We start from the raw sequence: 23,725 nt of genomic DNA, 5'->3' as shown, positions 1-23,725 counted from the left end.
TTGTCTTTATTTATTAATGCAGCCAAGGCATTACTATCTCATTTTAATTGACCTGTTTATCATCAATAGCGACAGCAGCAGCTGTCAATGCCACTACCCCGCCCACGAGCAAGGCATCTTGCCCCTTCTTTTCTTTGTAAGCCATAACGTCACTCCTCTTTGTATATATCTCTATAATGTTATTTAGCGATACTGCCCCAGTCTGCCAGAGTTGTTCCACATAAAATTGTTGTTCGGTGGTTTTTGAAATTGCCTGACCATCGGAAAGTACCGAATAACTCAAGAAATTACGCAGATTGTATGGCGATTCGCCCTGTTTAAATTTTGCCAACTTTACTGCATAGCTTTTTCCGTTCATATCATACATGTACACCTTCTCTTTTTTTGATGACGTTGTGATTTCTTTTACATCATTTCGAAGATCAAAGTAACTGCCGTCGACATAAGCATGCGGCGGGATCAGCACAATATCTTTAGGAAGACCTATGCTTCCATTGAAATATCCACGCACCCAATCTTCACTGAATGTACCGAAATCTTTATTTCTAAAACCAGTTACTGATCCATCAATCTGTCCCTTAATCGGGACACTTTCGGCAGCATAACTAAATGCTTTATTATTGATAACCAATGCGGAGCTTTTCAGGTCCCACAAAACAGGTTTATCCAGTTTATTCTCTATTTTCATATAAACTTTTCCCTCTTTACCAGCAAAAGAATAATCAATCTGTATCGTGTCATTATTGAATGAAAAAGTTCCGTTCTCTTCGCTCTTTTTTAAATTTCCGCCATTAAAAGTCATCAGATAGTTTGATGAGCATGCTGATAATAAAAAAGCGCAACAAATTGGCATAAGGACTTTGGTTATTTTCTTCATATTATTAAATTGTTTTTTTAGCATAGTTAGCAGTAAGCTAGTGGTTCGGAATCATTATCTTCTAATATAAAAATTATTCGTGATAAACATGGATTCGAATAAATTCTTTTTATCACCAAAGAAAACTATATTTACGATATACCAAACCAATCAAATGAAAGAGAAACTTATTGACAGAAAAGATCAACAGGCAAATAAAATATTTGAGAGACGAACACTCGGAAATGACTACAGAACTATCCTTCCTTTGTTAAAACCCGGATTGAATATTCTAGATGTAGGCTGCGGTACAGGAACACTCACAAATGAAGCAGCGTCACTTATTAAAGAGGGCACGGCCATTGGCTTAGACAACACCCAATCTTTTATTGATAGTGGGAGTCAACGCTATGCTGATACTGCTAATCTCAGCCTCGTTTGCGAAAATATATTCAGCTATGAACCACCGCATCAGTTTGACCTAATTATGACAGCAAGAACAGTGCAATGGTTAAGTGATATTCCTGAAGCATTAAAACGGTTCAGATCCTGGTTAAAACCAGGGGGACAACTTTCGATTTTGGATTATAACCATACTGCGATCGAATGGAATCCCGCACCGCCATCCAGTATGCTGGAATTTTATCAAACTTTTCTGAAATGGCGTGCCGACGCGGGTATGAACAATCGTGTGGCAGATGAAATCTCAGCCATGCTCGAGCAACAGGGATTTACAGGGATAGAGACCATCAATGCTGATCAGACCTATACAAGGGGCGAGGACCACTTTCAAACCAATTTAGGGATTTGGATCAAGGTCGCCCAGTCTCGACAAATGGTGATAGAAGGATATCTTACAGATCAGCTGCGTCTAAAAGCAATCGAAGAATACAACAGCTGGATCGAAACAGAAGCCTTGTCTATGACGCTCAAGATGAATGATGCCAGAGGTAAAGTATAGGCCGGATATGGTCATCACTAATATGAAATAATACAACTATGCAAATCGACGTTTTTCAAGTAAACGATCAAAATATCGCTGAAGTCAAGGACTCAGGCATACTCATCAACAATCTCGATGATGGCCTACAGATCATGGTAGACTGCGGCGCACAAGAAGCATACAAAGCGATCTTGTACCAAGAAAATATTTCAGCTGATTTTTTCGAACTCAAAACTAGGCTGGCTGGGGATATCCTTCAAAAGTATACCCAGTACGATTTTGACATTGCTATTGTTGGTGATTTTTCCAGCTATAACAGCAAAAGTTTAAATGATTTCATTTATGAAAGTAATAAGGGTCGTAAGATCAACTTTGTTCCCTCACGGGAAGAAGCCATTACCAGATTATCAAAAGGTTAACTGCGAATTTTGATCCATTCAAGACAGCACTTAGAGGTTCAATAGAAAGTAAGCGTCTAGTAAATAGCCGCTTACTTTTTATGACTGCTGCAACCAATCTTCATAGGACATTACCCCCAATTCTGGCCTCCCCTCGCCTTCCAATATGGCAATAAATTCCAACTGGTTTCCGTCGGGATCGTTAAAATAAATTGCTAATGCAGGCATCCAAGCGAATACCATTGGCTTTTCTAGACCATCCTTCAGAAAATTATAAGGCTGTAAATCCCGCTCCTTGAGATAGTCAATAGCATAATTTAAAATATCCTCTTTACTTGTTCTAAAAGCAAAATGCCGTGGCTGAAAATTTGTATCCTCCTGCCAAAGTCCCAACATATATTCTTTATCCGTCCCGACCCACAAAAAGACAATAGGCCGGTTTGGATCACGATGGGCAATCCGCAAGCCTAAGACTTTCGTATAAAAATTGACAGATTCCTCCAGGTTCCGTACCTGTATATGGGTTTCATATAATCCTGCTATCGTCATTGTTTCACGAGTTAAATGTGTCTCTGTTCGTATCAATCTTTCCAAAATTTGTTGGAAATAAATTTCTGCATTTATTACGCAACGACAAGGTAACTCAAATTTCGATAGTCTAATCCGGGCAATCACAAATTAGACAGAAAAATGATGATGTGAATCCAAACAGTTTGATTTAATAAAAAAACAACCTTATCTTGTGTAGAAGACACTTTTGCCATGCACAACACGCTAGAATTTAAAAAATATATGCCTGAAGATTTCACACTGTTTAAAGAACTTGTCAAAGACGATGTGATCATGAAATATATTTCAGGCAAGGGATTAACACCCGAACAGGCCAAAAAAAAATTCACCTCCATTCTCGATATCAATGCAGATCCATTATTAGGTTATTTTAAGGTCATCGATTCGGCGAGCCAATTATTTTTAGGAGACTGTAAATTGGTCAATTATAAAAAAGATCCGACAGTTTTTGAAATCGGTTATTTGCTCAAAAAGCAATTTTGGCGCAAAGGTCTCGGCACAAAAATATGTGAATCCATGCTGGCAATGGCTCAAGATATCGACGCCAATAAGGATGTTGTAGGCATTATAGATCCAGCTAATATTGCGTCAAAGCAATTACTGACAAAATTTGGATTTCAAAGCTTCTTCATTGGTGTAGAGGACGATATTTCAACAGAAAAACTAATCTTAAAACGAACATAGTTTACTTTGATCGCTTTGTCAAATTTGATCCTACTTCATTATGTTTTCCATGCGCTCATTCCCCTATCTGTTCGAATCTACAAGGATTTAAGCCCAAATCTAATGCTATAATTTGCCTTCTTTTCGACTTTTTTATTTATTTCTCTTAAATTTGTTCCGCCTTCTTGTTCAAAAGGGGCTCTAATAGATAAGAAGCTTCATCTTCCGATTCTTTGGTTTAAAATCACAAAAATATGTTATTCATTTACACTATTTACGACTTTGTACTAGCAGAGAAAACAATCACAACAACGCTAAAAAACGAAAGCGTACCAAAAAATTTTACATTACAAATTATCACACCTGCACGTAAATTTATCGGCTTACCTTTTGGTGGTGGCTTTGTTAAATTATCGCGCTTATACGATGAACACGGAAAACTCATCCACGCCCGTAATTATTCGGACGAACTAAAGGCTGAAATCAAGGTCTTTAAAAAAGATTATCCTATCCCCTACTTTCAGTTGTGGAAAGGTTTCTTTATTATCGCATTGGTCTTAGTAATTGGGTCGATTATATATGGAATCAAAAATAAAATAGGCAATCAACAACGTGAAAACGAAACTGAAAAACTGTTCAATAATCTACAACAGCTAAAAGAAGGCCAACGTTATGGCGCCGAATTCTTCACAAATAGCAATGGGGATAACATTGATGGGTTACCAGCAGGTTGGATAAAAATCAACAAAATCGTTGGTGATACCTTATTCATACAACGTTCTAAAAAGCTCGAAACAGCCTCTGCTCTTTTTGACATGGACAAGATCAGCTCCATCAAACCGCAATCAGATTCAGATTGGGAAGAAAAAATAGAAAAGATGAATTACAAATTGTTTTCTGATCAGTTGAAAGAACCGAACAAAAAAAGTGTAGATCTACTCTACATCGGTAACGATCGTGAGAAATACTCCGGAATCATATTGACGATAAAAGGCAGTGAGTAACATGCATTCATCCAGTCTTCAGAACAGCAAGAGCTTTCCGAAGACTGGATTTTAGACTTCGTCCTCCTAATAGGTCATGCTTTCGTCCACATCGTATTTCATACTTGGATAATTGAGTATACGCCGCATCAGTGCCATTTGGCCACAAAGATAATCCTGCCTCCCAATGCACATTCCGATAAAATTGAGCTTATTCTCCTCGACAAAAGGGATGTTCATGTCGATTTTAAAAATCTCCGCCAATTCCGCATCGTCTACTTCCAGCAGACGCTGATAAACTTTTGGAGAAATGGCATAGTAACTATCTTTTAGTTCTTTTAAACTTGGGTAATTAAACTGTTCATCCAATGTTTTACCCATAAAAAATAAGTTGTGGTAGGGATCTTCCTCCTGAAGTCCCAAGACCTGTGCTATTCCATAACGTACATTGACAAAGTTACCGGCCATCCACACGATGTGGTTGGTCTGCCCGTTGACACGCTGACGAGCATGCTCCTCCGAAATGCCATCCAGCATATTAATAAAACTCTGACTGTGCATCCGATACGCAGGAATAATGACTTCCAATTTTGTTGATTTTGGTTTATCCATCGCTTATTGATCTATAGGTGCTATGCACCTGGGTTATTCATCAAAGTTAACTGATTTATAACACGATACACTTGCCGTATGGCAAGAATATGAACATAGGTAAAAAGAGCAGGCGTTAAATAACGAAACCAAGGTTAATTTGATAACTTTGTCCCGATAGTCCATATCTTTGGTCGACGTCAATATTGTGGTTAGAGTATTAACAAATAATCTTTCGCTGTTGTATGAAAATTCTTTTAATCGAAGATGATGTCCGTGTCGCGGGACTAATAAAACGCGGGCTGGATGAGAATGAATTTCAGACCGATATCGCCTATGACGGCATTTCAGGAAAGAAAATGGCTCTGCAACACGATTTCGACCTCATCATAACCGATATCGTATTACCCAAGATGGACGGTCTCGATCTCTGTAAAGAGATCCGCCATAGCAAACCTGACCTGCCCATCATTATGCTTACGGCACTTGGTACTACCGATGATAAAATCGAAGGCTTCGATGCCGGCGCGGATGATTATCTGGTCAAACCATTTGAAATGCGTGAACTATTGGCGCGAATACGGGTACTGCTCAAACGCTATCAGAAACAGGACCGTGCCACAGGAGCCTTATTGCGCTATGCGGATCTGGAAATGAATCTGCATACCAAAAATGTCAGGCGCAACAACGTCGAAATCAGTTTGACACCCAAAGAATTCAAATTGCTGCACTACCTGTTGCTGCACCCCGAACGTGTATTATCAAGGATGGAGATTGCCGAAAAAGTTTGGGACACCCATTTTGATACAGGCACCAATTTTATTGATGTCTATATCAATTACCTCCGAAAAAAAATAGATAAGGATTTTGATAAAAAGTATATCCACACCAAATCCGGAATGGGCTTTATATTAAAACAGGACTAATGCAGATCAGAACGCGAATTACCATATTGTTTACCGTTGTCACAGCAGCCATCCTGACGATATTTGCATGCACAGTCTATTTTTCGGCCGTAGAGAATCGCGAAAAAGAATTTTATGCCCTTCTAAAAAAAGAAGCCTATACCAAAGCAAATCTATTTTTAAATGCCAAGGTTGATAAAAAAACACTGGAAGATATTTACCACAACAACCGAAAAATCCTCAATGAGGTTGAAGTAGCGATCTATGACACCAGTTTTAAGCTATTATATCATGACGCTGTAGACATTGATTTTGTCAAAGAGACCCCTGTCATGTTGCAGGATATCGTTCAAAAAAAAGAAATTGGCTTTTATCAGGACAAATGGCAGGTGATCGGCATTACCTATGCCTACAACAATATAAATTTTATCATCACCGCTGCCGCTTATGATCAATATGGGTATAACAAACTTCAAAACTTGTTATCCACCATCGTTATTGTTTTTATTTTTGCGGTTTTTTTAAGCTATGCCGCCGGAATATATTTTTCAAAAAAAGTATTCCGTCCCGTTCAGGAAATGACCCGGAAAGTCAAAAACATATCCGCCAACAGCCTGGATGCACGACTTGAGAGCCCCGGAAACAAAGATGAACTATCCGAGCTGGCCAATACCTTTAACGATATGCTGAATCGCCTTGAAAGCTCTTTTGACGCGCAAAAGCACTTTGTCTCCAATATCTCACATGAACTGCGTACCCCCCTGGCCGCAATGATTGCCGAACTTGAAATTTCTACGAATAAAGACCGCAGTACAGCCGAATATAAAATTATCATTGATAACATCTTAAACGACGCCCAAAAACTCAAAAAACTGTTTAACAGCTTATTGGATTTTGCCAAGGCGAGTTACGATAGCTCAGAGATCTCATTCAGGACCTTACGTGTGGATGAACTGCTGCTTGACGCCTGCCAGCAGGTATTGCAGGCTAATTCCACGTATAAGCTAGATATTTTTATTGATCCGGCTTTAGAAGATGAACAGATGATTTCTATTATCGGTAATGAATACCTACTCCGGGTTGCCTTTATGAATTTAATTGAGAATGCTTGCAAGTTTTCCGACAACCATAAATGTTCCATAGCGGTCAAATCTGAAAGAATGTCAATACAGCTGGAGTTTAAAGATGATGGCATAGGCATCGAGGCCAATGATCTTGAACGTATATTCACCCCTTTCTATCGGGGCAACAACAAGGCGCACAGCGAAGGGAACGGGATCGGGCTCTCACTGACCCAAAAGATTATCCTACTGCATCAAGGGGAAATCCTAGTGCGCTCAACAAAAGATATCGGCAGCGTCTTCCGGATCAACCTCCCCCATTCAGCAGCATTCTAATAAAATTCTAATATTTTTCTAAAGCCGCTCTAACGGCCTTCCAGCAAAGGCATGGATAGCTTTGCACCATAATTTTTAGAAACAAAAACACGGATCATCGCGCAGCTCTCCGATTGAATAGTTTCCGAATGGGCGAAAGATGACCTTTAGAAAAAAAACAATGGTTTACCATGCTATCAAAATTTCTATCCATACCATTAGATTTATGGGATGGATTGCTGTCCTCATGTTCATGCAAGCATGCAACTCACCGTCTGTTGTGCCTGCAGAGCAATCCGCTGTCCTGCATTTCACAGGTGATACCCTGACAGTCAATGCGCATGCAGCACTGCTGTCTAAGATTAAATGTACTGTCGTCGCCGAACAACCGCATCAGCTAAAGTTCAATACTGCCGCCATGGTGAAAATTATTCCCAATAGCTATGTTGAAATCCCCGTGCCTTTTGCGGGACGGGTTGTCAAATCCTATGTGAGCCTTGGACAGCAGGTAGCTGTCAATACAGCGTTATTTTCAATCAGTTCTTCTGACTATTTCGAAGCACAACGGGCCTATCTCGACGCCAAGCAAAGCTATGCTCTGGCGGCAAATGTCTTAAAACGGCAAAAAGACCTGCTCAGTCATGGTGTCGGTATTCAGAAGGAACTTGAGGAAGCGGAAACCAATTTTGCCATCAGCAACACAACGCTCAATAATGCAACTGCTGCCTTAAAAATATATGACAACAGTACGGCACAGGTCGTCCTCGGCCAGCCCCTACTTATCCGTTCACCCATCCGGGGGGAAATCTTAAGCAATACGATCGTGTTAGGCCAGTACAATAAAGAAGATGCCCCCGCTTTACTCCGAATTGCGGAGCTCTCAAAAGTATGGGTTTCGGCTTATATCAAAGAAAAAGATCTGAGTGCCATAGATCAGATCCGCGCTGTGGAAGTCCACATTGACAGTCAGCCCGGCAAAAAGCTGCAAGGAAAAATTATCCATATCAATCAGTTCGTCGACGAAGCAAACCGCAATATCGAAGTGCTGATTGAATGCGACAATAAAGATCGACTGCTCAAACCAGGGATGTATGTCAATACACAATTTGAGCAGGTAGCGACAGCCAGTATATTTATTCCCAGCAAAGCCCTACTCCAATTTAACGACAAGAGCTTCGTCTGGGTACAGCTGGCACCCCATACATTTACAAAGCGTTATGTACAGACCGGCGTGACCGAAAATGAGCAAGTCCAGATCCTACAGGGATTGTCCAAAGACGAAAAGATCATCAGTGAGGGCGCGTTTTATCTGATGGCAAGCAATTAAATCTTTATCCAAAAATCGTATTACAATGAAACAACTTGTTAGCCAGATCATCGCCAAGAGCGGAGTGATTGCTGCTGCTTTTCTCCTTATTGCATTTTTCGGCTATTATGCATGGAAACAGCTTTCAGTTGAAGCCTATCCCGATATCGCAGACGTATCCTCACAAATCGTTACACAGGTGCCTGGCCTGGCCGCCGAGGAAATGGAACAACAGATCACAATTCCCATTGAACAGGCCATCAATGGGCTGCCCGGAATGGAAGTCATGCGCAGCAAAACTACATTTGGACTCTCTATGGTCACTATCGTGTTTAAAGATGGTGTCGAAGACTACTGGGCCCGGGCCCGCATACAGGAGCGCCTTGCGGATCTGAGCCTCCCCTACGGTGCAGCACCGGGCCTAGATCCACTTACCTCGCCAACGGGTGAAATCTTTCGGTACATTCTTGAAAGCAATACCCACGATCTGCGAAAATTGACCGAACTCCAAAACTTTGTCATTATCCCCAAAATCAAACAGGTGACCGGAGTTGCCGATGTAACCAATTTTGGGGGCATCACAACGCAGTTTCAGGTCGAAATCGATCCTAAAAAACTCGATCAATATGAAGTTTCTCTAGGCGAAGTAACCGCAAAAATAGAAGCCAACAATGCCAATGCCGGCGGAAGCATGATGAACCGAGGTGACCAATCGTATGTAATCCGGGGCATCGGCCTTCTCAAATCACTGGATGACCTCAGCAATATCGTTGTCAAATCGGTCAATGGAAACCGTATCTACATGCGGGATCTCGGACAGGTTAAACTTGGTAATCTCGCCCGTAAAGGAGCCTTGGGCTACAGTGACAAACGAGGAGCTAATTATTCCGATAATATTGAAGGGATTGTCCTGCTGTTAAAGCATGAGAACCCCTCCCCCGTCCTGGCAGCTGTACATGCTACCGTCGATGAACTGAACAGTAAAATTCTCCCTGAGGATGTCAAAATCCATGTCGTCTTAGATCGCACCAGCCTTGTCGACAATACCTTGCACACTGTATCCAAAACCCTCCTCGAAGGTATGGTACTGGTGATCTTTGTACTCATCCTTTTTCTGGGCAGCTGGCGCGGAGCATTATTGGTTGCCATTACAATTCCACTTTCACTGCTGATCGCTTTCATACTGATGCATTTCACAGATATACCCGCCAATTTACTTTCTCTGGGGGCTATCGATTTCGGAATTATCGTAGACGGCGCCATTGTGATGCTCGAAACCATTTTGAAAAAAAGAGAAGAAAAACCCGGAGTACAATTGGTCAAACATGATCTAGCAGCAAGAATAGCCGAAGTTGCCAAGCCAATTTTCTTTGCCACCATTATTATTATTACGGCATATCTTCCTCTTTTTGCCTTTGAAAGGGTAGAAAAGAAACTGTTTACACCAATGGCTTACACCGTAGGCTATGCTTTGTTGGGTGCTCTAGCGGTATCTTTACTACTTATTCCGGGATTGGCCTACATGATCTATCGCAAGCCACAAAAAGTTTATCACAATAAATGGTTGGAAAAATTAACGGCGCTCTACCATAAGCAGATCAAGAAAATAATGCTGCGCCCCAAACAGGTATTTGTCCCTCTTGCCCTTGTTCTTTTAGCGACAGGATTGTTGACAGCATCTGTGGGCAAAGATTTTCTACCAACGCTTGACGAAGGTTCCATCTGGCTACAAGTCTCCCTTCCACCCGGGATTACAGTAGACAAATCCAAAGAAATGAGCGACAGCCTACGTGCACGTACCCTGAAATACGAGGAAATCTCCTACGTGATGGTACAGGCCGGACGCAATGACGATGGTACCGACGCCTGGACGCCCTCACACTTTGAAGTCAGTGTGGGGCTGAAACCCTACAACACCTGGAAATGGGGAAAAACAAAAGCAGATCTTATCCACGAGCTGGCAGCAGAATATGCCGCGATGCCAGGGTTCAATGTAGCCTTCTCCCAACCGATGATCGATGGCGTCATGGACAAAATCGCCGGTGCACACAGCGAACTTGTCGTCAAAATTTTTGGTGATGACCTAAAGGAAACCCGACGCATTGCAGAGGATCTCATCAGCACACTGAAGGGAGTAGCGGGCGCTGTCGATCTGGCCATCGATCAGGAGCCTCCGCTCCCGCAATTACAGATCATCGTTGACCGCGATAAAGTTGCACAGTATGGATTGAATATTTCGGATGTCAACGATCTCATTCAAATTGCCATTGGTGGTAAATCAGTATCTCAGGTTTATCAGGGAATTAAAGTATACGATATTACCTGTCAGTATCCTGAGCATGAGCGTAACTCCCCTGAAAAGATTGGCAACCTGGTATTATATCCCGATAATGGCGCACGCATACCCTTGTCGCAGGTTGCCACCATCAAACTCAATACGGGGGAAAGCACCATTTCGCGCGAACGCAATAGCCGTCAGCTAACCGTCAGACTGAACGTACGAGGACGAGATTTAGGTGCTTTCCTGACCGAAGCCCAGCAAGCTATCGCGCAAAAGCTGAAATACGATCCACAAAAAATCAAGCTGCAATGGGGCGGACAATTCGAAAACAAGCATCGTGCCTACAGCCGACTGGCTATCATCGTCCCCCTGACGCTGGCGATTATTTTTATCCTGCTATACAGCACTTTTGGTTCTTTCGGACAGGCCGGACTACTTATCGGTATCGTACCACTGGCGCTCTTTGGAGGTATGCTGGCGCTCAATTTACGCGGTATGACATTAAATGTATCGTCGGCGGTGGGCTTTATCGCTCTTTTTGGTGTCGCCATACAAAATGGTGTATTGATGCTTTCCCAGTTCAATCTCCTACAAAAAAATGGTAGGACATTAGACAAGGCTGTCATTGAAGGTGCATTTAGCCGGTTCCGGCCGGTACTGATGACTGCGACAGTGGCGATACTTGGTTTACTCCCCGCATCACTGGCTACCGGGATCGGATCAGATGTTCAACGGCCCCTGGCGACCGTAATTGTCTATGGGCTGCTATTTTCTACCCTGCTGACACTGTTTATGCTTCCACCGCTATATTATCTGATGGAACGAGCAAAGCAACACAGCGGTAGGCCCAGACCATTAACCGATCAAACACAACCAGAGACAAATTCCTAAAATCAAATACCGTGTTCTGTTTAAAAACGGCTGTACTGCTTTAAACAGAAGGACCAAGTTAACATGACGATGAAAATACAGATCAGACTTCTTCTTTACTTTATGCTCCCCATTGGAAATGCGGCTGCACAAACGATAGATTCAACTTTTGAACAAAAAAAATTAGACTACAGCAACTTTATTGCACAAGTTGGAAAAAACAACCTCAATTATGCTGCCGAAAAATTCAATCTTTCGATTGCAGATGCTCATGTTATTAGTGCCGGTATCTTTCCAGATCCGGAATTTAACGTAGCGCTATTTGACAACAGCCAAAAAAGCAAACAGCTAGGCCGGGGTTATACCGCCGAATTGAGCTGGACGGTAGAATTGGGTGCAAAACGGCAGGCACGTCGGCAAATCGCCAGCGATGAGGCTGAAATCACCCGTCTCCTGCTCGCAGATTATTTCCGAAATCTGCGTGCCGATGCTACCCTGGCCTTTTTGTTTGCCCGACAACATCAGCTATTGGTAGCAACTTACCGCCAGGCTTATCAGCAACTCTCCCAACTTGCCACATCAGACAGTATACGCTATCAACTGGGCGTAATTCCACATATCGACTATCGACAGTCAAAATTGGAGGCCGACCATATGCACAATACACTATCAGCCGCTGAAGCGGCGGCCAATTCCGCCCTTGCTGGATTATCCCTGCTTATGGGAGATACGAGTGCTGTTCTTTGGGTGCCACAAGGATCTGATGTTTCCTTAGATTATAAGTTCTTGCTACCAACGTTGCTTGCAAAGGCATTGCACGAGCGTAGCGATCTCGGAGCTATACGACAGAATAAACAACTATCCCAAAGTTTGCTCCGGCTGGCAAAGGCAAACCGTGTTTTAGACCTGGGCATTTCCCTCGGTTTTACCTACAATGGCGAAGCCAAAAATGAAACTGCTCCCACGCCACAGTTTAATGCCATCAATGCTGGCATTGCCATACCGCTTAAATTTTCCAATTTTAATAAAGGTGAGTTAAAATCGTTGCAATTCAAGATTCAACAGGATGAACTAGCCTATAGAGAAGCGGAGCTCCGCATCCAGACCGAGGTGAATCAAGCCTATATACAACACAAAGCCACTCAAAAACAAGTGCAGCAATTTAACGGTACCATACTGCAGGAAGCCAGGGCTATTCTGGAGGGAAAGATATACAGTTACAATCGGGGCGAAACCGCCCTGCTGGAAGTTATCAACGCACAACGCTCCTACAATGAAACCCAGCTTGCCTATCATGAAGCACGTTATAATTATGCGGTCGCATTAGTGGAACTGGAACGTGCAGCAGCCATTTGGGATATTGATAGCCTGTAAACCGGAGACGATTACACAGGTGATATCTGATTATTTTTAAGTTTCTTGTACATACTTTTCAAGGAAGGAGAAATCAATATTAGCAGTAAAATACTGATACTGACGATCGACATCAGTTCGTAGTAGTCCATACCATACCGGACAAAAGCCTGCATATTGACGCGTTCACTGATGAGTTTTAATGCCGCCGCATGCTCCTTAACGAGCAGCCCTTGATGCATTACCCGCTGAGACTCCAGCTGAATATAATTTTCAAAAATCGGATTGCTTGGCAGCAGCTGATCCCGAAAGACCTCCCGGTGCTGCGCATGTTCAAATAATCTGAAGAAATTCTGTAATCCAATACTGCTGGTATACCCCATGTAACGTACTGCCAGACAAGCTGCCGCCGCCGACGCACCCAATTGGGGTGGTACACTGGCGATAACAAATAAAATTGTCGGAACCATGATCAGGCCAACACCCAATCCATGCAAGACCAAGGGCAGCCAGAAATGCTCTTCATTGCCCTCACTTTCAAATGAAAAAAACATATATTGATGAAAAATCAGCAGGCAACAGTAGCCAATAATCCAGATCCATTTTACGGTACGCCGTTTTAACAACCAATAGAGCGAAAGCATGACACCAGATACGATGCCCAGGATATTGAACCATTGAATATAAGACAGATGAATGGGATCCAGATGGATAACCTGAAGAAAATATTGATTGGAGATCGTCAGGGAAAATCGTTCGATATACATCATATACAAAACCAGGATTCCTAGCAGGAATTTTTTATTTCCAAAAATGGATAGCTCAATATAAACACGTTTGGTCGCTTTCTGCCTAAGAATAAACAGGCCCAGCAATAAAATTCCACCGACCAATATGTTCAACAAGGAGCTGTCCGAAAACCAATAACGCTCCTGCCCGTACACCATCAGATAGCCAAAACTTACAACGACAAAACTGTAGAGGATAAAACTGGCCCAGTCTAGGGAAAATAACGGATAAGGCCTATTATGGCGGACGGACTTCATGGTAATCAGGATCAGCAGGAGCCCGGGAACAAAGGAGAGGGCGGCATAGAAATAAAGTTCATCAAAGTTGAATGAATCAATAAATTCAGCCGTCACAAAGGTATTGAAAGGCGAACTACAAAGGAGCATGCCAAAAAAGATCGCATAGCTTCCCTCCTTTGCACGTTCCGTTTTCAGTCTGGAAAATATCATGGAGATGGAGAGGTTGACAGCCGATGCGAAGAGCATGCCCTGAAAAAAACGTAAACCATATATCCAATCAATCTCCCTAATATGGTACATCAAGTAGCAGTTGAGCAATTGAAGCAGGTTAAAAATAATATAGTACTGTTTGACCGGAAAATATTGAAAGAAGCGGCGTTCAAGCACATAAAACCCTACAAATCCTGCATAGAATAAAATAATGAGGAATTGCACATCACTGGGTTGCGCACCATAGAACCCCGCAGTGACATTGACATTGGCTCCGGGCAGAAAAAACAAGACCATACTCGGCATCAATCCACTGAATAAAATCAGCTTAATTAGCCATTCGGGCACCCAGTTTTTGAAAATTCCTTTCACGGTTATTGATTCTTTATGGCTGAAACATTGACGTTCATTCCTGAGCGTAACTTTGTCGCCCCTTTGCCTTCGTCCAGCTCAATGCGGACGGGTACGCGCTGTACGATCTTCACAAAATTTCCTGTTGCATTGTCAGGTGGGAGTAGGGAAAAAGAAGATCCCGTTGCTGGGGAAATAGAAATTATTTTTCCATAAAATGTTTCATCCGGGTAGGCGTCGGCAACAACTTGTATCCGGCCACCAAGATGGAGATAGCGTAGCTGTGTTTCCTTGAAATTGGCAGTTACCCAAATTGGTGTCTCCCCATTTACAATAAATCCCAGTACCTCTCCAGGATTTACCATCTGCCCCTTTTCAATAGTACGCTTTCCTACCCGACCATCATAGGGTGCACGGATGACCGTATAGCCTACATCAAGGTGCTTTCGATTTGCCGCGGCTGATAACCGCACTTTCTCTGCATTGATGACCCCTTTTTTTACATCAACATCATTCACACGATCCCGTGAGGCTTCCAGTTTGTAGTTTAGCGAGGCAAGCTCACTTTTGTATACCTCCAATGTTGCTTTAATATCTTCCAGCTGCTGCGCTGTGGCCGATTTTTCATCGAATAGAAATTTATAGCGATCGTATTCCAATTGCTGTTTGGTCACCCGAGCTTCGGCAGCAGCGATGGATTTTTCCAACGATTCATGCTCGGCCTGCAAGATTTCTTTTTGACTACCCAGCACACTGATCTCCGCATTTTCCTTGTTTATCGAAGCGGAAGCCTGAGCCGCTTCATATTTGTATTCCCGGTTATCAATCAGCAACAGGGTGTCCCCACGCCTGACCGACTGATGATCTTTATAATGGACCGAAACAATATAACCGCCCACGCGGGAGATGATGGGATTAATATATTGGGTCACTTGGGCATCATTTGTATACGTATAGCGTATGCGAAGCCAGAATATCTTTCCGCCCCATAGTAAAAGTGCCAACAAAGCAATCCCAGCAAACCAATTGGTGATTCGGGTCAATTGTACATCGGTCATAGACCAGCCTGATTTAGGTTTCATTAGATAGTACCCTTCAAAAATTCAATAAAATAATAGTGTTTCTGTATTGCGATCCGAGCGGATTCCAGATCAAAGTTGTTCTTAAGACATTGCATATCTGCATCCAATAGGTCTGTAACAAGTGCGGAAGATTTAAAATACCTATTTTTTATAATACGGGCATTCTCTTTAGCAAGGGCCAGATTTTTTTGACAAACCTCCTGTTGTTCCAGCGCAAGGTTATAATCCAAATAAGCCTGTAACAGTTCATTTTCTACACTTTCTTCTTCATGATGATGTTTGACCTCCTCCCGTTTCAAAGCAACCTGAGCTCCCCGAACAATATTTTTATTGAGATAGAGCGCCGAGATCGGGATATTTAATTTTAACCCTACAATATTTAAATTGTACCAACTACTATTGTAAGGGTATAAAAACACCTGTGGATTCGCAAAAGTAAACGTATTGGTCAGCCCCAACTCAGGCAGATAATTCGACTTTGCCTGTTTGATGCCAAGTTTTTTTAACGCAACTTCTTGTTCCGATTTTAATAGTACAAAAGCCTGCTGTTTCGCAACAGCAACAAGCTCCGCATAGTCTAATGGGTGGCTGGCCGTTGCAGTACACATTGGAACAATTTCTTGTCGTATACCTGTAATAAGCTGCAATTTTTGGTTAATTGCCTTGATATCATTTGCGATCTGAACCAAAAGCAGTTCGCGCTTGGACAATTCAAGTGAAATACGCAATACATCGCTATGCAATACAACCCCTGCGGTGTAACGATGTTCGATCTCTTTCAGTTGCGTCCGCTGATCGTTGATATCCTCTTCGATCAGAGCCCTGTTGCGATAAGCTAAATTCAAATCCAAAAATAAGTTGGAGATTTCCAGCTTAATCGCCGCGGCGGCACTCTTCCAGTCAATGTTCGCCAGTTCAAGTTCCAGCTTTTTCGATTCAATCTTCATCAGATCCCGATGGCCATTGTAGAGATTCAGGTAAAAATCAAGTCCTGTGTCATATAAATAATGGATCACATCATGCTGTGATGGTTTGGCGAATAAGCCCCGATCGTAGACCGGCATGTTGCTCGCATAACTTGCAGAAGCACGGACAGCAATTTTAGGCAACAATTCCATCCGTTGCTGCTGTAGGGCTATCTCCTTTTCCTCTAACTGCAAATGCGATAGTTCAATGTACTTACTGTTTTGCAGCGACTTACCGATCAGATCAGCGAGTGAGATGCGTAGCGAGTCCTGGGCCTGTGTTTCTAAAACCGAGCATGCAAGCACTGAAATGGTGCCAATTGCTTTTGCCCAATACGACGGAAAAAAGTTCAATGTGCTTATGTTATTTTTTGCGTTGCAAACTTAGATACTAATTGGAATATGCATTTCTTCACAAACGCCAATATGTTATGGAAAAAAGACATTTTTCAATCAATTTCTAATAAAAGAACGAAATCTGCCAAAAACAGGAGTTAACTTCTTTTATCGTTACGTTTATCACATAGAAATCCATCATCTTCCAATCGGCTAAAAAACAAGATCGCAGATTGTTTCTGTAAGCAGACGCCAGATCCACAGAACTATCTTAAAAAAATAAATTTGTAGGAGGAATTTTGTTAGTATGGAATCCTATTCCAATGACTCGTTTTTGAGGAAACAGTCCTTAAAACGACATGAAGCTTCTTTTAGAGGCTAAAAGCAACTTAAAAAAGTAGAAGATTCCTTACAGGGAATCTTCTATTGCATTCCAGAGTTCAATGCGCTTTTGAAGCGCCTCTTTACTCACTATTTTCATTTCTTCCCATTTCTCGTCATCCTCTTTGGCCAAATCGGTAATCATTTGCATGGCTAAAGGACCATGTTCATCACCATCGAGATCAATATGACGCTGGAAATAGTAGATAAAATTATCCAGACCTGATTCGGGGAAATTGGCTTTCAATTCCTGTAAAATCGAAGTAAACATGCCCGGGATCAGATCCTCACGACCAAATGTAAAAGCTGCGGCAATCTTATGTACCTCTCCCTCTTCGATCAGTTCAAAAGTAAAATTCAGAAAATCTTTAACCCGTTTGTCCAAGGTTGTTAAAGCAATGGCATCGAAAATACTTTTGGATTTCTTGGCGTGGGCGATAAACTTATTGATCAGGTGCAGATCTGCTCCCATTTCACTCATTGCGTCCAGATACATTTCAAAATGGCTCAACCGACGACCATCAATGTATTCGTCCGATTCCTCAGCCAATACAATCTCGTTGATCAGGTAACGTGTCGATGGATGCTCGCTCGCAAACCAAGGCAAAGTCGTACAGGTCAGTTTAATCTGTAGAGCTTTTAGTAAAGACATAAAATCCCATACAGCGTACACATGCCCTTCTGTAAAAGAACGTAGATTCTTGATCGTTTTGATTTTACGATACAAGGGGTGTTGCAATAATACCTCGCGTTCGGCAGCAATGTATTCGTTAATTTCCGCAATTCTATTCATGGCGCAAAAGTATTGTCTTCTCGCTGTTTTTTAAAGTATTTTCAATGAGATTACAGTAACATGATAAATTCCCTGTCCGGCTATCCGCTTCATAACCAAATCACAGACAACAGCGAATTAAATCACAGGCAACAGGCAGCCTCTACTTTTGATCTCCCCTAGTCTTCTTGTTATGCTCATTTATCGATAAAAACAAAAATATTTTTTATTCTAAAAAATAATCTACTATATTTGTAGAGTATTCAGAATTGCATGATGCAATACCAACCGAGTGTAGACACCGCGGTGGTAAATTAATACGGGTTTCGACCAAAATAAACGTTACACAACGCTTATTTTCCCAACAAGATCTGGATACAGTTTATGGTTTAATCCTTTAAATTTTTAAATTGTATGGCTACAACAACAAATCTTTACCAACATTTACTGGAAAAATTCAATTATTATTCTACGGACGAACTAATACAGCTCAACAACGACACCATCTTAGGACAAGGCTGGGGTTCAGCCAAGGCAACCTTTCGGACTGCTTTGATCAGTACGTTCTCCAAAAGAGGACTGGATCTTTCCAACATCATTTCCAAGGAAGATGGTTTTACCTCGGTAAAGCAGGTCCCTGTACGTTTGGAACAGAACGTCTTGATTCCTTTACAGTAATCGTTATCACCACAAAAAATAGCGCGCATCGAAAGAACTTCGTGCGCGCTGTTGTTGTTGGTTTAGGAAATTGCCGATCTAAAGAAGGCGATAATCTTATTATTTATAGTTTGGATTCTGAATTAACACACCTGCGCTCTTCTCAATTTCTGTTTGTGGTAATGGCCAGCGGTAAAATTTGTCTTCAAAATGATAGGGCACTTTACTGTCTTTGACATTATTGAGTACCTCGCCAGCGATATGCCAACGGATCAGGTCGTAATGCCGTAGTCCTTCGAAAGCAAGTTCTACCCTTCTTTCGTGGCGGATACGGTCGCGCATTTTTTCCTTGGTATAACCGGCTGGAACCCCCGGCATCTGGACGCGACTCCTCAGGGTATTCATGGCATCGTAAACCGATTGATCTGGCCCGGCGATTTCATTTTGTGCTTCGGCATACATCAATAACACCTCCCCAAACCGTAATACAACCGCATCCTGTTGGCTCAATGTTGAAAAGCCAAAAGGTAAGTTGGCCGGATCCAGAAATTTCAATACGCCATACCCCGTAGGCCGGGGATTGGACGGTGTATGGATCTTACCGCCGCCAAAGTCAGGATGATCCACAAAAATTGTTTTGCTCAACCGCGGATCCCTATCTTTAAACGGATTGGTCCGGTCCGTCAGCGGAGATTCACCATAAGGCAGGCCATCTTTGCATTCATAGGTATCCACCAGGTTTTGCAAAGGTGAAGCTGCTATCCAATCGCCTAGGTACATGTCCCAGGGCGCTGTATTATTAGGTGCCAGGAAATTGACTGAAAAGATAATCTCGGTATTGTTCTTTTGTGTCGCATCGCGAAAGACATTTTCAAAAGCCGTACTTACGGTATACTCTTTCATGACATCGGCACATAAGTCCTTTACCTCTTTCAAAATTGCTAAATCCGGCACCCCTTTATCACCATAAGCCGCAAACAATAAGACTCTTGCTTTCAAGGCTTTTGCCGAACTGGTGGCAGCATGTCCCCCATTATTGAAATAAGGTTTAGCCGCTAAGTTGGCGATCCCAAAATCCAGATCAGCTCGAATCTGTTTTAGAATATTCTCCGCACTTTCCTTTGGCTGACGCTGATTCTCCAGACTTAGCGGAGTCAGCACAAGCGGTACCTCACCATAGATACTGTACAATTGGAAATAAACAAAAGCACGGATAAAGCGGGCCTCGGCTTCCATGTTCTTTTTCTCCGCATCGTTCATATCGGAGCCGTTATAACCCTGAAGCTTCTCGATCAGGCGATTGGCACGTCCTATTCCCACATAAGCATCGTTATAGATAGCAGTTTCGTAGCCCCCTGTGGTCGGATTTAAATTCCCGCCTACGATTTCATTGACGCTACCTGAGTTGAACTGATTGTAGCCATTGTCGGTCAGACAGTCCCGAAAAGGCATCCCATAGGAGAAAGTCTCGCTCTGCAACGAGGCATATACACCGGCCAATGCATTATCAAAATCAGATTTTTTGCTAAAATAGTTGTCCGAAGCAATCTGATCCAAAGGATTGAGGTCCAGGGCACTGTTACAAGAACCCAAAAATAAACCGGATAGCATCAACGCTGTTATAAATTTCTTTTTCATAGCAATTAAAAGTTAACTTGTACACCAAATGAATAAATCTTGTTTTGCGGATACTGTACCAGATCACCATTTCCATAGCGCTCAGGATCCAGGCCCTTAAATTTGGTCGCAGTAAAGAGGTTATCACCCGAAAAGTAAACCCGTAGGCGGTCTATTTTATATTTTTTCAATAGCCCATCAGGTAAAGTATATCCTAACACAAGATTTTTCAGTCTGAAATATGAAGCATCCTGTATAAAATAGCTGGAAGCACGGCTGAATTTCTCCGGAGCACTCCAGCCCCAATAAATACGCGGCATAGTTGTCGAAGGATTTTCAGGTGTCCAACGGTCTAACCAATCTTTTGTCGGTGGGCTTCCCTGTACAAATGGGGTTACACCCCAGCCCGAAACATAGGATTTGACACCATATACCCCTTGTAATAGGGCCGAAAAGTCAAAGCCCTTAAAACTTGCACTTAGATTAAAACTATAGTTCAGCTTTGGATCCACACCGGCAATAATTGTTCTGTCGTTCGCATCTATTTTTCCGTCCCCATTGACATCCCGATACTTGAGGTCTCCTGGCAGTGTATTATCATTAAACTGCTTTGGCGAACCCGCTACTTCAGCATCCGATTGAAATATACCGATGACTTCGTAGGTATAAAAGCTGTCCATCGCATAGCCATTTTTCTTGATCGTATAGCCTCCGATTTCCGGCTCGCCAAATTTCACCAGCTTGTTTTTGAAGCGATCGAGGTTTGCACCTAGCTGATAGCTAAAACCTTCCAATGCCCCAATAGTAATCTGATTCCGATAAGTAACCCCCAATTCAACACCTTTATTATCGACAATGCCATCATTTACGTAAGGAGCACCCAAACCAACGATTGCAGTAATCTGTGACTGCCTTAGAATATCGGTCGTTCTCTTTTTATACCAGTCAAAGGTGATATCTAAATTTTTAAACAGGCTTAAGTCCAATCCCACATCAGTCATCGTTGTTGTTTCCCATTTAATAATCGGGTTGTTTAATGCCTGTTGAGCAACACCGGAATTTAGCGTACTATTGTCAAAAGAATAATTTCCGGTAAGTCCCAATACCGGCTGATACGGATAGTTACCGGTATTCTGATTTCCGAGTTGACCCCAGGATCCACGGATCTTCAAATTATCCAGCCAACCGGAAGCGAATTCCTTGACAAACGATTCTTCAGATACACGCCAGCCTGCAGAGAAAGAAGGAAACGCTGCCCAACGGTTTTTACCGTAAAACTTCGAACTACCGTCGTAACGCATATTGGCTTCCAAAAGGTATTTCCCTTGATAATCATAGTTCAATCGGCCAAAATACGAGATCAGCGCCCATTGGTTAGCTGTTCCGTTTGCCCGTTGAATATCCGATCCACCGGCATTTAATTCTGTTAGTGTATCGTCGACAAAATTCTGTCGGAAGCCCTGCAGGTAGGTATACTTGCTTTTTTCAATGCTATATCCGGCCTGAGCCTTGAGGTGATGCGCGCCAAACGCGCGATCATAGTTCAGGTAAGTAAATAAATTGGTGTATATCGTTTGCTGATCCTGATCCGTAAGTCCCTTTCCAAGATCCAATGTCGTTCCCAGCGTACCCGTATGGTAGTAATACTCATCCAACGTTGATTTATAATCCTTGTACTTGTCCATATTGAAATTATAGGCACCTTTGGTGTACCAGGAAAGACCTTTAAACAGCTGTACCTCCATCCAGGCCTGGAGATTGGCAGCATAGTCATCGGTATTGTACGTAAATTTCCGATCCAATACAGCCATTGGGTTTTTATTGTTGTACTCCCAGTCGTAAGCTTTGTAAGTATAACGCCCGCTACCATCCGGCAAAAATGGGCCATAGGTTGGTGCCTGCGACATTGCCGACAGGAACAGGTCTTTGGATCCACCCGGAATAGATTCGGTATGTCCTGTTTTGAGCAAGATATTTGTTCCGAATTTAATACCCTCCGAGATTTTGGTCGTCAGATTGAGGCGGGCGGAATACCGGTCGTAGTTAAAACCTTTGATCATTCCGTCCTGATTGACGTAGCCCAAACCAACATTAAAGGTTGTCTTCTCATTTCCGCCCTGGATACCGAGATTATGGGTATAAGTCGGTTTAGTTTGAAAAATAAGCCCCAGCCAGTCCGTATTTGGATATTTTACAAGATCGTTGCTATTGCGATAGGCCGCGATCACATCGGCGGGATATAGGCCATCGTTGAGATTGGAATTCTTACGCGCTTCGTTGTATAATTCCATATACTGCGCCGAATTGGTGATCAGATCAAACATTTTCGTAGGCTTATAGATACCCACATTGCCGTCATACTGAACGGTTGTCTTTCCCGATTTCCCTTGTTTTGTCGTGATCAGAATAACACCATTTGCTGCACGCGAACCGTAGATTGCTGCGGAGGCTGCATCTTTTAGTACACTGACATTTTCGATATCATTGGGATTGACGTCGGAGAATTTGCCCTGCACACCATCAATGAGCACCAGGGGATCCGATCCGGCACCGCTAAAGGTGCCCTTGCCCCGAATACGGATGGATACGCCTTCATTGCCCGGTTCTCCCGAGCCCTGATTGATTTGTACGCCCGGGATTGCCCCCTGCAGCATGGAAGCCGTATTGACAACGGGCCGTTTGATCATATCTTTGCCACTCACTGTAGCCACAGCACCTGTAAGGTTTACTTTCTTTTGCGTACCGTAACCGACCACAACGACCTCTTCCAAACTCGACGAAGCGTCATTCAGCTGCACATTCACGGTTCCCGCATTGGCAGCAACGGACATTTCCCTGGTTTCGAATCCCAGCGAAGAGAACGTCAGTACGACAGTCCCGTCTCCCAGCTTGAGTTCGAATTGTCCCTGCTGATCCGTTTGTGTTTCCTGCGTTGTATTTTTGACCCGCACAGTCACGCCCGGAATAGGCCGGCCCGTATTGTCCAACACTATCCCCTTTAGCGTATGCTGTTGACGGATGGCAATGCCCCTGACTGCAATAGTCGCCTTTTCTGTTGGATCAAAACGACGATCTGTCGTCCTTAGTGATGCTGCTGAGCCCGTGTAGGGTACAGCTATCGAAAGACAGAGTGCCATTATACTGGCCTCAGGACCGAAGGACAGGCCCTTGATCAAAGGCCATTGTCTTGTCTTTTCTGTTTTCATATTTACTTTTTTTGTTTATAAGGTG

The 23,725-nt window shown here is 42.8% G+C and carries 19 protein-coding genes and 1 riboswitch; of the genes, 10 read left to right on the top strand and 9 right to left on the bottom strand.

Annotated features, from left to right (window positions below; genetic code table 11):
- Positions 1-43: 43 nt before the first annotated feature.
- The gene (locus B4A24_RS20260) at positions 44-877 is read right to left on the bottom strand and encodes a hypothetical protein (protein ID WP_293946784.1); all 834 of its coding nucleotides are present in this window, start codon (positions 875-877) and stop codon (positions 44-46) included.
- 154 nt (positions 878-1,031) lie between these two features.
- Between B4A24_RS20260 and B4A24_RS20255 the strand changes: the two genes are divergently transcribed.
- The gene (locus tag B4A24_RS20255) at positions 1,032-1,817 is read left to right on the top strand and encodes a class I SAM-dependent methyltransferase (protein ID WP_293946783.1); all 786 of its coding nucleotides are present in this window, start codon (positions 1,032-1,034) and stop codon (positions 1,815-1,817) included.
- A gap of 38 nt (positions 1,818-1,855) precedes the next feature.
- On the top strand, positions 1,856-2,218 hold the full coding sequence (locus B4A24_RS20250) for a DUF4180 domain-containing protein (protein ID WP_293946782.1): 363 nt from the start codon (positions 1,856-1,858) through the stop codon (positions 2,216-2,218).
- Positions 2,219-2,296: 78 nt separating this feature from the next.
- Here the strand turns inward: B4A24_RS20250 and B4A24_RS20245 are convergent, their stop codons facing one another.
- The gene (locus B4A24_RS20245; RefSeq protein WP_293946781.1) at positions 2,297-2,746 is read right to left on the bottom strand and encodes a VOC family protein; all 450 of its coding nucleotides are present in this window, start codon (positions 2,744-2,746) and stop codon (positions 2,297-2,299) included.
- Between the two features lie 213 nt (positions 2,747-2,959).
- On the opposite strand from B4A24_RS20245, the gene B4A24_RS20240 reads away from it, so the two are divergent.
- Positions 2,960-3,451 (top strand): GNAT family N-acetyltransferase, encoded by a 492-nt coding sequence (locus tag B4A24_RS20240; protein ID WP_293946780.1) that lies wholly within the window; start codon positions 2,960-2,962, stop codon positions 3,449-3,451.
- Between the two features lie 233 nt (positions 3,452-3,684).
- Positions 3,685-4,434, top strand: a complete 750-nt coding sequence (locus B4A24_RS20235) for a hypothetical protein (protein ID WP_293946779.1) — start codon at positions 3,685-3,687, stop codon at positions 4,432-4,434.
- A 66-nt stretch (positions 4,435-4,500) separates the two neighbouring features.
- On the opposite strand, the gene B4A24_RS20230 is transcribed toward B4A24_RS20235, so the two are convergent.
- A complete protein-coding gene (locus tag B4A24_RS20230; RefSeq protein WP_293946778.1) occupies positions 4,501-5,025 on the bottom strand; it encodes a DinB family protein in 525 nt (174 codons plus the stop codon).
- A gap of 224 nt (positions 5,026-5,249) precedes the next feature.
- On the opposite strand from B4A24_RS20230, the gene B4A24_RS20225 reads away from it, so the two are divergent.
- The 5 genes from B4A24_RS20225 (at position 5,250) to B4A24_RS20205 (ending at position 13,116) form a co-directional block, all read left to right on the top strand.
- On the top strand, positions 5,250-5,930 hold the full coding sequence (locus B4A24_RS20225; protein WP_293946777.1) for a response regulator transcription factor: 681 nt from the start codon (positions 5,250-5,252) through the stop codon (positions 5,928-5,930).
- A complete protein-coding gene (locus tag B4A24_RS20220; protein ID WP_293946776.1) occupies positions 5,930-7,306 on the top strand; it encodes a HAMP domain-containing sensor histidine kinase in 1,377 nt (458 codons plus the stop codon). Before B4A24_RS20225 ends, B4A24_RS20220 begins: the two co-directional genes overlap by 1 nt.
- Before the next feature lie 139 nt (positions 7,307-7,445).
- Complete coding sequence (locus tag B4A24_RS20215; protein WP_293946775.1) at positions 7,446-8,612, top strand: efflux RND transporter periplasmic adaptor subunit; 1,167 nt, start codon at positions 7,446-7,448, stop codon at positions 8,610-8,612.
- A gap of 25 nt (positions 8,613-8,637) precedes the next feature.
- Complete coding sequence (locus B4A24_RS20210) at positions 8,638-11,763, top strand: efflux RND transporter permease subunit (protein ID WP_293946774.1); 3,126 nt, start codon at positions 8,638-8,640, stop codon at positions 11,761-11,763.
- 69 nt (positions 11,764-11,832) lie between these two features.
- The gene (locus B4A24_RS20205; protein ID WP_293946773.1) at positions 11,833-13,116 is read left to right on the top strand and encodes a TolC family protein; all 1,284 of its coding nucleotides are present in this window, start codon (positions 11,833-11,835) and stop codon (positions 13,114-13,116) included.
- 11 nt (positions 13,117-13,127) lie between these two features.
- On the opposite strand, the gene B4A24_RS20200 is transcribed toward B4A24_RS20205, so the two are convergent.
- From B4A24_RS20200 to B4A24_RS20185, 4 genes are all read right to left on the bottom strand, one after another.
- On the bottom strand, positions 13,128-14,705 hold the full coding sequence (locus B4A24_RS20200) for a hypothetical protein (protein WP_293946772.1): 1,578 nt from the start codon (positions 14,703-14,705) through the stop codon (positions 13,128-13,130).
- Between the two features lie 2 nt (positions 14,706-14,707).
- Entirely contained in the window at positions 14,708-15,766 is a 1,059-nt protein-coding gene (locus B4A24_RS20195; RefSeq protein ID WP_293946771.1) for an HlyD family secretion protein, read from the bottom strand.
- Positions 15,766-17,085, bottom strand: coding sequence for a TolC family protein (locus B4A24_RS20190; protein ID WP_293946770.1), 1,320 nt, complete (start codon positions 17,083-17,085; stop codon positions 15,766-15,768). The genes B4A24_RS20195 and B4A24_RS20190 overlap by 1 nt, the downstream gene beginning before the upstream one ends.
- Positions 17,086-17,476: 391 nt before the next feature.
- A complete protein-coding gene (locus tag B4A24_RS20185) occupies positions 17,477-18,241 on the bottom strand; it encodes a DUF3050 domain-containing protein (protein WP_293946769.1) in 765 nt (254 codons plus the stop codon).
- Between the two features lie 233 nt (positions 18,242-18,474).
- Positions 18,475-18,568: riboswitch (SAM-I-IV-variant riboswitch) on the top strand.
- Between the two features lie 66 nt (positions 18,569-18,634).
- On the opposite strand from B4A24_RS20185, the gene B4A24_RS20180 reads away from it, so the two are divergent.
- Positions 18,635-18,898, top strand: coding sequence for a 5-oxoprolinase (locus B4A24_RS20180; protein WP_108632856.1), 264 nt, complete (start codon positions 18,635-18,637; stop codon positions 18,896-18,898).
- A 99-nt stretch (positions 18,899-18,997) separates the two neighbouring features.
- On the opposite strand, the gene B4A24_RS20175 is transcribed toward B4A24_RS20180, so the two are convergent.
- Positions 18,998-20,515, bottom strand: coding sequence for a RagB/SusD family nutrient uptake outer membrane protein (locus B4A24_RS20175; RefSeq protein ID WP_293946768.1), 1,518 nt, complete (start codon positions 20,513-20,515; stop codon positions 18,998-19,000).
- 5 nt (positions 20,516-20,520) lie between these two features.
- Positions 20,521-23,700, bottom strand: a complete 3,180-nt coding sequence (locus B4A24_RS20170; RefSeq protein WP_293946767.1) for a SusC/RagA family TonB-linked outer membrane protein — start codon at positions 23,698-23,700, stop codon at positions 20,521-20,523.
- Between the last annotated feature and the right edge of the window lie 25 nt (positions 23,701-23,725).

Origin of the sequence: Sphingobacterium sp. UBA7249, from assembly GCF_002472835.1 — a bacterium.
GTDB classification, from domain to species: Bacteria; Bacteroidota; Bacteroidia; order Sphingobacteriales; family Sphingobacteriaceae; genus Sphingobacterium; species Sphingobacterium prati.
Note: the sequence above shows the minus strand (reverse complement) of the source record. Positions and strands in the feature narration are given on the sequence as shown.

Bases quoted from the DNA above. Each gene is read 5' to 3' on its own strand.
- B4A24_RS20260 (WP_293946784.1), bottom strand. From the start codon at position 877: ATGAAGAAAATAACCAAAGTCCTTATGCCAATTTGTTGCGCTTTTTTA.
- B4A24_RS20255 (WP_293946783.1), top strand. From the start codon at position 1,032: ATGAAAGAGAAACTTATTGACAGAAAAGATCAACAGGCAAATAAAATA.
- B4A24_RS20250 (WP_293946782.1), top strand. From the start codon at position 1,856: ATGCAAATCGACGTTTTTCAAGTAAACGATCAAAATATCGCTGAAGTC.
- B4A24_RS20245 (WP_293946781.1), bottom strand. From the start codon at position 2,746: ATGACGATAGCAGGATTATATGAAACCCATATACAGGTACGGAACCTG.
- B4A24_RS20240 (WP_293946780.1), top strand. From the start codon at position 2,960: ATGCACAACACGCTAGAATTTAAAAAATATATGCCTGAAGATTTCACA.
- B4A24_RS20235 (WP_293946779.1), top strand. From the start codon at position 3,685: ATGTTATTCATTTACACTATTTACGACTTTGTACTAGCAGAGAAAACA.
- B4A24_RS20230 (WP_293946778.1), bottom strand. From the start codon at position 5,025: ATGGATAAACCAAAATCAACAAAATTGGAAGTCATTATTCCTGCGTAT.
- B4A24_RS20225 (WP_293946777.1), top strand. From the start codon at position 5,250: ATGAAAATTCTTTTAATCGAAGATGATGTCCGTGTCGCGGGACTAATA.
- B4A24_RS20220 (WP_293946776.1), top strand. From the start codon at position 5,930: ATGCAGATCAGAACGCGAATTACCATATTGTTTACCGTTGTCACAGCA.
- B4A24_RS20215 (WP_293946775.1), top strand. From the start codon at position 7,446: ATGACCTTTAGAAAAAAAACAATGGTTTACCATGCTATCAAAATTTCT.
- B4A24_RS20210 (WP_293946774.1), top strand. From the start codon at position 8,638: ATGAAACAACTTGTTAGCCAGATCATCGCCAAGAGCGGAGTGATTGCT.
- B4A24_RS20205 (WP_293946773.1), top strand. From the start codon at position 11,833: ATGAAAATACAGATCAGACTTCTTCTTTACTTTATGCTCCCCATTGGA.
- B4A24_RS20195 (WP_293946771.1), bottom strand. From the start codon at position 15,766: ATGAAACCTAAATCAGGCTGGTCTATGACCGATGTACAATTGACCCGA.
- B4A24_RS20185 (WP_293946769.1), bottom strand. From the start codon at position 18,241: ATGAATAGAATTGCGGAAATTAACGAATACATTGCTGCCGAACGCGAG.
- B4A24_RS20180 (WP_108632856.1), top strand. From the start codon at position 18,635: ATGGCTACAACAACAAATCTTTACCAACATTTACTGGAAAAATTCAAT.
- B4A24_RS20175 (WP_293946768.1), bottom strand. From the start codon at position 20,515: ATGAAAAAGAAATTTATAACAGCGTTGATGCTATCCGGTTTATTTTTG.
- B4A24_RS20170 (WP_293946767.1), bottom strand. From the start codon at position 23,700: ATGAAAACAGAAAAGACAAGACAATGGCCTTTGATCAAGGGCCTGTCC.